Source organism: Nonomuraea aurantiaca, assembly GCF_020215705.1.
GTDB classification, from domain to species: Bacteria; Actinomycetota; Actinomycetes; order Streptosporangiales; family Streptosporangiaceae; genus Nonomuraea; species Nonomuraea aurantiaca.
Genome location: NZ_JAIWNB010000012.1, coordinates 80570 through 92456, shown reverse-complemented (window position 1 = coordinate 92456; position 11887 = coordinate 80570). Strand labels below are relative to the sequence as shown.

11 protein-coding genes are annotated in these 11887 nt (G+C 71.6%); 5 read left to right on the top strand and 6 right to left on the bottom strand.

Annotated elements, in window-relative coordinates; all coding sequences use genetic code 11:
- Position 1 precedes the first annotated feature (1 nt).
- A complete protein-coding gene (locus tag LDL49_RS27355; protein ID WP_225294796.1) occupies positions 2 to 613 on the top strand; it encodes an FMN-binding negative transcriptional regulator in 612 nt (203 codons plus the stop codon).
- Complete coding sequence (locus LDL49_RS27350) at positions 610 to 1692, top strand: C45 family autoproteolytic acyltransferase/hydrolase (protein ID WP_225294794.1); 1083 nt, start codon at positions 610 to 612, stop codon at positions 1690 to 1692. The genes LDL49_RS27355 and LDL49_RS27350 overlap by 4 nt, the downstream gene beginning before the upstream one ends.
- Before the next feature lie 5 nt (positions 1693 to 1697).
- Here the strand turns inward: LDL49_RS27350 and LDL49_RS27345 are convergent, their stop codons facing one another.
- Positions 1698 to 2858 carry an acyl-CoA dehydrogenase family protein gene (locus LDL49_RS27345; RefSeq protein WP_225294792.1) on the bottom strand — a complete coding sequence of 387 codons (1161 nt, stop codon included), beginning with the start codon at positions 2856 to 2858 and terminating at the stop codon, positions 1698 to 1700.
- 66 nt (positions 2859 to 2924) lie between these two features.
- Between LDL49_RS27345 and LDL49_RS27340 the strand changes: the two genes are divergently transcribed.
- From LDL49_RS27340 to LDL49_RS27330, 3 genes are read left to right on the top strand one after another with little or no spacing between them, the layout of a single operon-like run.
- Complete coding sequence (locus LDL49_RS27340; protein WP_225294790.1) at positions 2925 to 4370, top strand: aldehyde dehydrogenase family protein; 1446 nt, start codon at positions 2925 to 2927, stop codon at positions 4368 to 4370.
- A complete protein-coding gene (locus tag LDL49_RS27335; RefSeq protein WP_225294788.1) occupies positions 4367 to 5482 on the top strand; it encodes a CaiB/BaiF CoA transferase family protein in 1116 nt (371 codons plus the stop codon). Before LDL49_RS27340 ends, LDL49_RS27335 begins: the two co-directional genes overlap by 4 nt.
- Positions 5479 to 6153 (top strand): GntR family transcriptional regulator, encoded by a 675-nt coding sequence (locus LDL49_RS27330; protein WP_225294786.1) that lies wholly within the window; start codon positions 5479 to 5481, stop codon positions 6151 to 6153. The genes LDL49_RS27335 and LDL49_RS27330 overlap by 4 nt, the downstream gene beginning before the upstream one ends.
- A 449-nt stretch (positions 6154 to 6602) precedes the next feature.
- Here the strand turns inward: LDL49_RS27330 and LDL49_RS27325 are convergent, their stop codons facing one another.
- The 5 genes from LDL49_RS27325 to LDL49_RS27305 form a co-directional block, all read right to left on the bottom strand.
- Positions 6603 to 7787 (bottom strand): DUF2786 domain-containing protein, encoded by a 1185-nt coding sequence (locus LDL49_RS27325; RefSeq protein ID WP_225294784.1) that lies wholly within the window; start codon positions 7785 to 7787, stop codon positions 6603 to 6605.
- 326 nt (positions 7788 to 8113) lie between these two features.
- Entirely contained in the window at positions 8114 to 8833 is a 720-nt protein-coding gene (locus LDL49_RS27320) for a DUF4429 domain-containing protein (RefSeq protein WP_225294783.1), read from the bottom strand.
- A 153-nt stretch (positions 8834 to 8986) separates the two neighbouring features.
- Complete coding sequence (locus LDL49_RS27315; protein WP_225294781.1) at positions 8987 to 10123, bottom strand: mandelate racemase/muconate lactonizing enzyme family protein; 1137 nt, start codon at positions 10121 to 10123, stop codon at positions 8987 to 8989.
- A complete protein-coding gene (locus LDL49_RS27310) occupies positions 10120 to 11055 on the bottom strand; it encodes a dihydrodipicolinate synthase family protein (protein ID WP_225294779.1) in 936 nt (311 codons plus the stop codon). Before LDL49_RS27310 ends, LDL49_RS27315 begins: the two co-directional genes overlap by 4 nt.
- Positions 11042 to 11716, bottom strand: a complete 675-nt coding sequence (locus LDL49_RS27305; protein ID WP_225294777.1) for a GntR family transcriptional regulator — start codon at positions 11714 to 11716, stop codon at positions 11042 to 11044. The genes LDL49_RS27310 and LDL49_RS27305 overlap by 14 nt, the downstream gene beginning before the upstream one ends.
- Between the last annotated feature and the right edge of the window lie 171 nt (positions 11717 to 11887).

The following is an 11887-nucleotide window of genomic DNA, read 5'->3' as shown; positions in this document are numbered from 1 at the left end:
AATGTATAGCTTCCCCCGTTTCGCGGCGCCGGACCACGCGCACGTGGCCCGGCTGGTGCGGACGAACCCGTTCGCGCTCGTGATCACCGCGACCGGCGGCGCGCCCGTGGCCACGCATGTGCCCGTCATCGTGGAGAGCGGCGGCGAGTCCACGTTCGTGGGCGGGACACTGCTCGGCCACATGGCCAGGGTCAACCCGCAGTGGCACGCCTGGGCCCCGCCCTCCGCTGAAGCGCCCGAGGTGCTCGTGGTCTTCTCCGCCGCGCACGGCTACGTCTCGCCGACCAGCTATGCGGTCGATCCCGCCGTACCGACGTGGGACTACGCGGCGGTCCACCTGACCGGCCGGATCGAGCCGCACCCCCTGGACGTGGTACGGCGCACGGTGGCGGCGGTGGAGTCGTCACGGACGCCCGGCTGGCGGCCCAGCGCGGCCTCCGAGGAGGTCTTCGCCAGGATCGTGTCCGGCGTGGCGGCCTTCCGGGTGCGGGTCACGGCCGAGCAGAGCGTGTTCAAGCTGAGCCAGGACAAGGACGACGAGCAGCGACACCGGGTCCACCGCGACGCGGACCCCGCCGTCGCGGCACTGATGGACGAGGTAGCCCCCAGATGACGACGTTTCCTTCCAACACCTCGTTTCCCTCCTACACCTCCACCTGCCTCGACGCGGCGGGACGCGGCAGGCAGTTCGGCGCCCGCTGGCGCGAGGCCGTACACGCCAATCTGGACGGATATCTGCGGCTGTTCGAGGTGAGCGGCGCGAGCCACGGGCGGGTCAGGGAGCTGGGCGAGCGGGCGCTCGACAGCACGGCCGCGTGGGCGCCGGAGCTGGCCGAGGAGATCGGCGGCATCGCGGCGGGCTGCGGCCTGGAGACCTGGCAGGTCGCGGTCGTCAACGCGCGGACCGAGATCCTGGCCGCGCTGCGGCACGGCGGCGAGGGTGAGTGCTCCACCGCCGTCGTGCTCGGCGGCGGGCTGCCCCCGCGCACGACGCAGACCTGGGACTGGCACGACCACCTGCGCGACGCGCCGGTGCTGTGGGCGTACGAGCCGCGCGAAGGGCACCAGGTACGCACCTTCACCGAGTTCGGGGTGCTGGCCAAGATCGGCGTGAACAGCGCGGGCCTGGGCGCGCACTTCAACATCCTGCGCCACGAGTCGGACCACGCCAGCGTCGGCGTGCCCGTGCACGTGGTCGCGCGCCGGATCCTGGACGAGGCCGCCACCCTCGAGCAGGCCACCGAGATCGCCAGGTCGGCGAAGACGTCCGCGTCCACGGTCATCACCGTGGTGACCATGGAAGGGGCCAGGTCGCTGGAGATCTGCCCGGCCGGCGTCGCGGTCGTCGAGGCGGACGCCGCCGGCGTACTGCTGCACGCCAACCACTTCCTGGACGGCGCGCTGAGCGCGGGGGAGCGGCTGGGCACCGAGCGGCCGGCCACGTACGCCAGGCTCGAACACCTGGAGGAGCGGACCGGCGAGCTGGGCGACCCGGACGCCACGGCCAGGGCGCGGGCGATGACCTGCCACGCGCCGGTGGCGCCCGTGTGCGCGCACGCCGATCCGGAGCTCCCGCTCGACCAGCGCTGGGAGACGCTCGCGGTGATCAGCCTGGACGTGGCCGCGGCCGAGATGCGGGTGCACAAGGGCAGGCTCTGCCAGGTCACCGGCTCGACCTGGCAGAGCTTCTGAGTCAGTCAGTGGAAGGCGGGCACGCCGGTGAGCGCCTTGCCCAGGACCAGCGTGTGGATCTCCGAGGTGCCCTCGTAGGTCAGCACGGACTCCAGGTTGACCGCGTGCCTGATCACCGGGTACTCCAGCGTGATGCCGCTCGCGCCGAGCAGGGTGCGGCACGTCCGGGCGATGTCGAGGGCCTCGCGCACGTTGTTCAGCTTGCCGGCGCTCACCTGCTCGGGGGTGAGCTCGCCGCGCTCCTTCAGCCGCCCGAGATGCACCGCCAGCAGCAGGCCCTTGCCCAGCTCCAGCGCCATGTCGGCGAGCTTCTCCTGGGTGAGCTGGAAGGAGGCGAGCGGCCGGGCGAAGATCTCCCGCTCGGCCGCGTAGGCGAGCGCGGTCTCCAGGCAGTCGAGCGCCGCGCCCATCGCGCCGAACACGATGCCGAACCGGGCCTCGTTCAGGCAGCCGAGGGGCCCGGACAGGCCGCGGGCGCCGGGCAGCATCGCCTCTTCCGGAAGCCGTACGCCGTCCAGCACCAGCTCGCTCGTCACGCTCGCGCGCAGGGAGACCTTCCGCTTGAGATCGTGTACGGCGAAGCCCGGCGTGCCCGCGGGCACCAGGAAGCCGCGGATGCCCTCCTCGGCCCGCGCCCAGACCACGGCCACGTCGGACACCGAGCCGTTGGTGATCCACATCTTGGTGCCGTTCAGCACCCAGTCGGAGCCGTCCCGCTTGGCCGTGGTCCGCATGCCCGCCGGGTCGGAGCCGAAGTCGGGCTCGGTGAGGCCGAAGCAGCCGATGCGCTCCCCGGCCGCCATCGCGGGCAGCCACTCCCGCTTCTGCTCCTCGCTGCCGTACTTCCAGATCGCGTACATGGCCAGCGAGCCCTGCACCGACACCAGGCTGCGCAGCCCGGAGTCGGCCGCCTCCAGCTCCAGGCAGGCCAGGCCGTAGGCGACGGCGCCGAGGCCCGCGCAGCCGTACCCGTCCAGGTGCATGCCGAGGACGCCGACGGAGCCGAGCGAGCGGGCCAGCTCGCGGGCGGGCAGCGCGCCCGCCTCGAACCAGTCGGCGACGTACGGCCGGATCTCTCGGTCGCACACCTGCCGGACGGTCTGGCGGATGTCGCGCTCCTCGTCGGTGAGCAGGCCGTCGATGGCGAAGAGGGCGGAAGGATGCATGTCCCAGCTCCATATTTTGGATCCAATATTGATTATCCAATATGACACAGTTAGGGTGCGTTGACCATGGACATCCTGAACCTCGTAGACGGCCGCTGGATCGAGGGATCCGGCGCGGAGTTCGCCGACACCAACCCCGCCCGCCCGGACGAGATCGTCGCCCGCGGCCGGGCCGCCGGGCCCGAGCAGGTGGAGCAGGCGATCCGCGCGGCCCGCGACGCCGCGCCCGGCTGGCGGGCCACCCCGCACCACGAACGCGCGGCCGTCCTCACCGCGGCCGCCGCCCTGATCGAGGAGTCCGCCGAGGAGTGGGGGCGGGAGCTGAGCCGCGAGGAGGGCAAGACCCTGCCCGAGGGCGTGGCGGAGGTACGCGGCGCGGCCAGGATCCTGCGTTACTACGCCGCCGAGGCCGACAGGGAGAGCGGCGAGATCTACGCCTCCCCGCGCCGCGGCGAGAACCTCCTCGTCATGCGCAAACCGGTCGGCGTCGCCGGCGTGATCACCCCGTTCAACTTCCCGATCGCGATCCCCGCCTGGAAGCTGGCGCCCGCGCTCACCTACGGCAACACGGTCGTCTGGAAGCCGTCCTCGCTCGTCCCGCTGCTCGCCGCCCGCCTGGCCGGCGCGCTGGTCGAGGCGGGCCTGCCCGTCGGCGTCCTCAACCTCGTGTACGGCGAGGCGGAGGCGGGCGCGGCCGTCATCGGCCACCCCGGCGTGGACGTGGTCTCCTTCACCGGCTCCACCGAGGTGGGCCGGGCCGTCATCGCGCGCTGCGGCGAGCTGGCCAAACCGGTGCAGACCGAGATGGGCGGCAAGAACGCCGCCGTCGTCCTGGCCGACGCCGACCTCGACCACGCCGCCGAGCAGGTGTGCATGGGCGCGTTCCGGTCCACCGGGCAAAAGTGCACGGCGACCTCCCGGCTGGTGGTCGAGGAGTCCGTCGCCGACGAGCTGCTGCGCAAGGTGGCCGCCAAGGCGGACGAACTGGTCGTCGGCGACCCGCTCGGCGCCGGGGTGGACATGGGCCCGCTGGTCAGCGCAGCGGCCAGGGACCGGGTGGCGGCGGGTGTACGCGACGCGCTCGGGCAGGGGGCCACCGTGCTGGCCGGCGCCCGGCCGTACACCGACGGCGACCTCGCGGCCGGCTGGTTCACGCCCCCGACCGTGCTCGCGCTGCCGGGCACGGACGTGGACGTGTGGAGCAGGGAACTGTTCGGGCCGGTCGTGGGCGCGGTGCGGGCCTCGGGTCCCGAGGAGGCGCTGCGGCTGGCCAACCGGAGCGAGCACGGCCTGTCGGCGGCGATCTTCACCAGGGACCTCGGCGCCGCCCTTCAGGCCGTCGACCACCTCGAGGTCGGCGTGCTGCACATCAACTCCGAGTCGGCGGGCACCTTCCCCTGGGTGCCGTTCGGCGGGCGCAAGCTCAGCGGCTTCGGGCCCCGGGAGCAGGGGCGCGCGGCCCGCGAGTTCTTCACCCAGACCGTGACCGTCTACCTCGGCGCCCCCGCGTGAGTGGCTCTCTGTCGGGGCTGCTGGTCGCCGACTTCAGCCGGGTGCTGGCCGGGCCGTACGCGACCATGCTGCTGGCCGACCTCGGCGCCGACGTCGTCAAGGTGGAACGCCCCGGCGCCGGCGACGACACCCGCTCATGGGGGCCGCCGCACGCCGGGGGAGTGGCCACCTACTTCCTGGCCGTCAACCGCAACAAGCGCTCGATCGCCCTCGACCTGCGCGACCCGGCCGACCTGGAGGTGGCCCGCGCGCTGGCCGCCCGCGCCGACGTGCTGGTCGAGAACTTCAAGCCGGGCACCATGGACCGGCTGGGCCTCGGCTACGCCGCGTTGAGCGCCGCCAACCCCGGGCTGGTCTACTGCTCCATCACCGGGTTCGGCGCGGGCAAGGGCGCGGAACTGCCCGGCTACGACCTGATCGCGCAGGCCGTCGGCGGGCTGATGAGCGTGACGGGCGAGCCGGACGGCCCCGGCACGAAGGCGGGCGTGGCCCTCGTCGACGTGATCACCGGGCTGCACGCGGGGCTCGGCGTGCTGGCCGCGCTGCGCCACCGCGACGCCACCGGGCAGGGGCAGCGGGTTTCCGTGTCGCTCCTGTCGTCGCTGCTGTCGGCCCTGACCAACCACGCCTCCGGGTACGCCGCCGCCGGGGTGGTGCCGAAGGCCATGGGGAACCGGCATCCGAGCATCGTGCCGTACGAGGTGTTCCAGGCCGCCGACCGGCCGATCGTCATCGCGGCGGGCAACGACCGGCAGTTCCGGGCCCTGTGCGAGGTGCTGGGCCGGGCCGACCTGGCTGACGACCCCCGCTTCGCCGCCAACACCGGCCGGGTGGCCGGCCGGGAGGTGCTCGTGGCCGAGCTCGACCGGACCCTCGGGACGCGTACGGCCGACGAGTGGTTCGCCGCGCTCACCCCGGCCGGGGTGCCGTGCGGGCCGATCAACACCCTGGACGCGGCGTTCGCCTTCGCCGCGGAACTCGGGCTGGAGCCGCTGGCCGGTGACCAGGTGGCCAACCCCATCGGCCTGGGCGTGACGCCGCCGGAGTACCGCCTCCCGCCGCCCTCGCTCGGGCAGGACGGGGACTGGGTCCGTGAGATATTGGGGCAATGACCTCGGTAGAAGGGCACCGCAGGCCGCCCACGGCCCAGCAGTTCGTCCTGGAGGAGCTCAGGCGGGCGATCACCACCGGCCGGCTGCGTCCAGGCGACCCGATCAGGCAGGAGGCGCTTGCCGAGGAGTTCGACGTCAGCCGGGTCCCGCTGCGCGAGGCGCTCAAGACCCTGGAGGGCGAGGGGCTGGTCACGTACAAGGCGCACCGCGGCTACTGCGTGCAGCGGCTCTCGCTCGACGACCTGCGCGAGGTCTACCTGATCCGCGAGCTGCTGGAGGCCGAGGCGGTCCGCCGCGCGGTCGAACGCCTCACCGACGCCGGGCTGGCTGAAGCCGAGCGGGCGCAGGCCGAGGTCGAGCGGGCCGCGGCGGCGGGTGACGTGCTGGAGATGGCCGAGGCCAACCGCCGCTTCCACATGACGATCTTCGAATGGTCGGAGCTGCCGCGGCTGGTCCGGCTGATCAGGACGCTGTGGGACTCCACCGACGCCTACCGGTCCCTGTACTACGGCGAGGAGCCCAACAGACAACGGGTCATCGAGGAGCACCGCGCCACGCTCGACCTCCTGCGCCGCCGCGACGCGGAGGCCGTGGTGCTCGTGCTGGCCGCGCACCGCGCCCACGCCGTGACCGCCATAGAGGCGCAGCTGTCGCCCGGTACGGCCGGCTGACCGGCGGGTTCGGCGCGGCGGACTTCTCATCCGACGGTCGCGGGTTCGAATCCTGCAGGGCGCGCTTTGATCATGCTCTGACCTGTGGCGATGCGGGATGCTCGCTCCATGCGCGCTCGGTTGCGCCAACCCTGCACACACCATGATCCATCCGTCATCTCCGGTTGCTGCGGGAAGAGCAGGGATGTACTTCCCACACCGTGGACGGCGCGACCTTGATGCCGAGGGTGGTGGGCTCGCCGTGCACCCGTCGCTAGCCCCAGCCGGGGTTCTCCCGAACCATGCGCAGGATGAGAGCGCGGATGGACTGGAGGGTGGGCGGGCCGGTCTTTGGGAGCGAATCTGACTCTGGTGTCGGTGCCGAGTTGGCGTTCCTCGCGCCACCATGCTAAGCCCTCACATGGCCATGACCTGGGTGGATGTGATTCTCGGCAGGCGCAATACAGGCGCTATCGGTCTCGCGCCCCGAGGCTGGCCTGATCGGCGGCGCTACGGCCGGCCGCCCAGCCCTCCCGGTCCCATGACGTGCGGACCGCGTGCGAGACCAGGTTCGGGAACATGCGCTCGACCGCCTGCTCCACCTCCTGTTCGCGGGCCGCCAGCACCGGCACCAGGTCGGTGCCCCGGCTGGCGCTCTCCTGCGCGACCGCACCCGCCGTGGCCTCGGCGAGCCGCTCCCCGATCCTGGAGGCGAACGCCGACAGGAACGACTGGCGGAACGTCTTGTTCCTCGACCGGCCGGTGCCGTGCTTCTTGGTGCCCGAGTTCACCAGCGCGGTCTGCGCCTGCACCAGCAGCGAGGTGAACAGCACCTCCACCCAGGACAGGTCCGCCCAGAATCCCAGCACGGTGGCGAACCCCAGCTCCTTCGACCAGATCACCCGGCACCTGTTGGCCTCGGCGATGAGGTTGAGCAGCACGGCCTTGGGCTGCTCGTACGGCGCGTCGATGCCGACCCGGATGCCCGCCGGGGCCTCGCCTCCGCCCGGCTGTGCGTCCAGCATCGCCGCGTCGATGCTGTACTTCGCCATCAAGCTCTGCGCCGCCGACGTGAACGTCTCCGCCTCCGCCTCGTACGTCGTCGACTCCGCCTTGGCAAGCAGCGCCCGCACCCGCGTGAACGTCTTCTCGCTGACCGCGTGCGAGCGTGCCTGGACCGTACCGCGAGCGGCCCCGGGCCGCGGGCTCAACGACTCCAGCCGCGGCAGCCCGGTCAGCAACCCCAGCAGCTCCAGCCCACCGGAGACGGTCGCCAGTCGGCTGGCCCCGTCGCGTGCCTGCCGCGCCGCCAGGTAGCCGCCCTTCCACCACACCGCGGCCTCCAGGCCGGCGAGTTGGTCGCGCCAGCGCTCATCCACCGTGGCCGGCGCGTAGGCCCGCATCTCCCAGGCGATGAGGTCAGCCGCCGCCCGCCCGTGCCAGTCGGTCAGCCACCTGGCTGCGATCCTGACCACGTCGGCGGGCTGCCAGCCGTTCCGCCACAACCCCGAGATCGCACGGGTCACAACCTCCACCAGCACGCGATCGGCGTCGTCCCGGTCGGCCAGGAAGGCGGCGGCGGAGTCGAAGGCTGCCTCATCCTCGCGGGTGAGGGCCTCCATCGCCGCGCCGATCAGCTCATCAGCCTTACTCACACGTGCCGTCCACCTTGAAGAAAGTCCGCCAGAACCCTACCGCGACGAAGCCTCGTCCTCTGCTCACCGGCGCGGTGGAAGGCGGCGAGGTCCTGACCGGCCCCGGCTGACCATGTACCGCGTCAAAACGCGACCACGACGGCTCTGACCTGTGGTTTGCCGGGGTTCGTACCCGCACGAAAGATCGCGTCTTGTGCCTGTTCGCCTGCTCTGTCTGATCACGCTTCGAGTGTTCGGCCGGCTGATGTTGCCGGGCCGCGGCCAGGCGTCGAAGGACGCGGAGATCATGGTGTCGCGTCATGAGGTGGCGGTGCTGCGGCGGCAGCTCAGCCTTCCGCCGCGACCTGTTCGATCATGGGAGCTTGTACGGCGGCCAGCACGGCGGCGGCGAAGGGCAGGGAGTGATGCGTGGCTCCCCAGCCGATGCCGAACACCACGGAGGCGGGATCATTGTTGGGGTTGGAGAGGGCCTGGTGCCCACGGATGCGCAGCCGCAACGACCCGCGAGCGTCCTCCAGCGCATGCCACTCGACGCCCTCGATCTCGGTGATCGGGTAACGCCGGTCACCTGCCGTGTACTTGGCCGGGGAAGCTCCGGACGAGAACCAGGTGAAGGTGACAGCCTGCCCGTCGAAGGCGGCCTCACCGTCCCATGCCTTGAAACTACGCGGCACCGAAGGACCGGCGATCAGGAACCGCTCAGCCGGACCGCGCTCGGACAGGGCCGCGCGCATCTCGTCGGCATACTGGTCGGCCAGCGTCTTCGTGGCGGCGGGCAGCACCAGCCGGTACGGATCGAGCGACTCCTGGAGCTGTCCCGTTGCCGCGGACATGACCGGATCGGCTCCCTCCCGGGGAACCACCCGCAACACCACCCTGCCGCGTGCACCAGGCTCCAGCATGACATCGGCCAACGCGTGGTACGGCACGAACCGCTCACCGAGCTCCATGCTCAGTTTCGACGCCTTACCCGGCTCAGGCGTAATGCGCAGCCCCCCGTCCTCGAACTCCCACGCGCAACCTCGCCCCTTCAGTACGTCACCCATGCAAGCAAGGATAGGTGCCCGAACACTGGCGGCTGCGCAGACGGGCGGCCACCGCGACGAGCCGGCCGGGCCTGGGCCGAAATCGATCCCGCGCCTCGGGTTCAGCATGCGCCGATGACGCCCGCCCCCCGCACCTTCCAGGGCCCCGCGATGTCAGCAGAACGCGAGGGACCCGTCCGGCCGGACGGGAACCCGGCGCTCCCAGTGCACGTAGTCGTCCTCCGCCAGGGCGTCCTCGTCGATGGTGACGCCCCAGCCGGGCCGGTCGGGCCGCAGCTCCAGGTGCCCGTCGACCGGCACGTACGGGTCCGGGCACCACCTCGTCGTCTCCGGCTTGTACTCCAGGATGGAGAAGTTGCTGCAGGCCGCGGCGAAGTGCACGTTGTGCGCGGTGGCCAGTGGCCCCATCGGGTTGTGGGGCGCCACCATGGTGTTGAAGGTCTCGGCGAGGATCGCGATGCGCCGCATCTGGGACATGCCGCCCACCACGCAGATGTCCGGCTGGACGATGTCGGCGCCCCCGTGGGTGAGCAGGTTCAGGAACTCGTGGGGAGAGTACAGGCTCTCCCCGGTGGCCAGGGGGACCCGCAACTGCTGGCGCAGATAGCCCCAGGATGCGAAGTGCTCCGGGCGGAGGGGCTCCTCCAGGAAGAGCGGGTCCATCGGCGCCAGAGCGTTGCCGAGCTGAACCGCCTGGTAAGGCTCGAAGATCTTGGCGTGCGCGTCGAAGGCGAAGTCGAACTCCTCCGGGCAGCACCGCCTGATCTCCTGAGCCCATTCCGCCGCCTCGGCGACGACGAGTCCCCAGCGTCGGGCGTGCAGGTCCGTACGGAACGGGCTCAGCTTGAAGGCGGTGAATCCGTGGCGCCGATGCAGCTCGGTGGTCTGGCGGCGGCACTCGTCGGGGTCGGGCGCGGAGTAGAGCCCGCAGTAGACGCGCACCCGATCCCGTACGGCGCCACCGAGCACCTGGTAGACGGGCACGCCGAGCGCCTTGGCGGTGATGTCCCACAGCGCGTGGTCGATGGCGGCGATCGCCGCCAGCCCGAGCGCCCCCTGCGGGAACCTGGCGCTGCGGAGGAGGAGCTGGGACACGTATTCCACGCGCCGCGGGTCCGCACCCCTGATCTGCCCGCCGAGGTAGTCGAGCAGGGGGCCGAGCGCCAGGTCGGGACCGTGGTTGTAGGCCTCGCCCCAGCCGCTGACGCCCTCATCGGTGTCGACGCGCACCAGCACCCGGGGGCGCTCGCCCACGCGCTGCACGAACGAGCGGAGGCCGCTGATCCTCATGACGCCGCCACGGGCAGGGGCCCGAGGTCGTCGGCCTTGGCCCACTCGGTGAGGATCCGCGCGACCTCCTGCCGTTCGGGTTCGCCGAGTACGGTGCTCGGCGCCCGGACCGCGCGGTCGCACAGGCCGAGCTGGTGCATCGCCTCCTTGACGACGCTGACGTTGTTGGCTCCGCCGTCGACCGCGCGCAGGTGCTCGAACCGCGCGATGTCCTGGAGCATCCGCTCCGCCACCGGATAGCGCTCCTCGCGCAGGGCGTCCATGAGCCGGAGGGAGAAGGCGGGGTTGACGTTCACCAGCCCGGAGGTGAAGCCCTCGGCCCCGTGGACGGCGTAGGACAGCGCGTACGGTTCGGCCAGCCCGGCGATCCAGACGAACCGGTCGGGGCCTGCCTCCGCGCGTAGCTGCGCGAAACGGTTCACGTCCGCGACGGCGTACTTCAGGGCGATCACGTTGGGGCACAGGTCGCCCAGCCGCGCCAGCAGCCGGCCGTCCACCCAGGCGTTGCGCAGGTAGAGGACCAGGGCCAGGTCCGGCACCGCTTCGGCGATCTCCCTGTGGTAGTCGAGCCAGCCCTGGGCCGACACGTGCGGGTGCACCGGCTGGTGCACCATGACCATCCGGATGCCGTGCGCCGCCGCGTGGCGGGCCTCCTCGACGGCGGTGGCGACGTCGAGGCCGATCCCGGCCAGGAGGTGCGCCTCTCCCCGCGCGGCCTCCGCGGCGGCCGTGATCAGCTGAAGCCGCTCCTCGGCGCTCAGGGCGTAGAACTCGCCGGTGTTGCCGTTCGGGGTGAGCACGTTGACGCCCGCGTCGACCAGGCGGCGCAGCAGCGTACGGTACAGCGCGAGGTCGGGGACGCCGCCGGCGTAGGGCGTGACCGGGATGGCGACGACGTCGCGCAGGGCCCGGGAGAGCTCACCGAACCTCACGGCCGGCCTCCTTGATCTGCTGGAGCGCCCGCTCCTGGAACACGCTGATGTGCTGCAACACGAGCCGGGCCGCCTCGTCGGCCTGCCCGTTCAGTGCCGCCTCGAGAATCTGCCGGTGCTCCTGCGCCTCGTCCTCCCAGGAGGGACGCTGGGACCAGACGTTGACGGAGATGAGGGCCGTCTGGTCGCGCAACTGGTCGAGCACGCCGACCAGCACCTCGTTGTCGCAATCGGCGTAGAGGGCGCGGTGGAAGTCGCGATTGGCGAGGCTGCGGGTCACCTCGTCCGTGGCCTCGTCCGACTTGCGCAGGGCCTCGCCGGCGAGCCGGCCGCCGTCGCGCAGTCCCGCCTCGACGCTTCGCCGCACCGCGGCCGGCTCGATCAGGCACCGGGCGTCGAACACGCTTCGGGTGAGGCGCTCGTCGACCTTGCGGACCGTCACACCGGTGTATTCGCTGATGGTGACCAGGCCGGCTCCGCTGAGCGTCTTCAGCGCCTCGCGCACCGGAGTCTTGGAGACACCGAAACGGCTGGCGAGCTCCGCCTCCACAAGGGACCGCCCGGCCGGCAGCTCGCCGCTCAGAATGCCGCGACGCAGCGCTTCGAGGACGAGGGCCGTCCTGGAAGACGCTTTGATCGCGCCCAACGCTGTCTCACTCACCCGCACTCCTTCACTTGTCATCGACCACCGTAACCGGCGCTCCGCCTGGCCGCCCGGGGATCGGAGGGCACGTGGCCCGTTGTATAGAACCGACCATACCCTAAATCTCATATCTCATGTACCGTATGGCAACCGCACAGCGGAGCGCAGTTCTTGGTGAACGAGAGGAAA

Excerpts from the sequence above, each read along its gene's own strand:
- LDL49_RS27355 (WP_225294796.1), top strand. The coding sequence starts at position 2 with ATGTATAGCTTCCCCCGTTTCGCGGCGCCGGACCACGCGCACGTGGCC.
- LDL49_RS27350 (WP_225294794.1), top strand. The coding sequence starts at position 610 with ATGACGACGTTTCCTTCCAACACCTCGTTTCCCTCCTACACCTCCACC.
- LDL49_RS27345 (WP_225294792.1), bottom strand. The coding sequence starts at position 2,858 with ATGCATCCTTCCGCCCTCTTCGCCATCGACGGCCTGCTCACCGACGAG.
- LDL49_RS27340 (WP_225294790.1), top strand. The coding sequence starts at position 2,925 with ATGGACATCCTGAACCTCGTAGACGGCCGCTGGATCGAGGGATCCGGC.
- LDL49_RS27330 (WP_225294786.1), top strand. The coding sequence starts at position 5,479 with ATGACCTCGGTAGAAGGGCACCGCAGGCCGCCCACGGCCCAGCAGTTC.
- LDL49_RS27320 (WP_225294783.1), bottom strand. The coding sequence starts at position 8,833 with ATGGGTGACGTACTGAAGGGGCGAGGTTGCGCGTGGGAGTTCGAGGAC.
- LDL49_RS27315 (WP_225294781.1), bottom strand. The coding sequence starts at position 10,123 with ATGAGGATCAGCGGCCTCCGCTCGTTCGTGCAGCGCGTGGGCGAGCGC.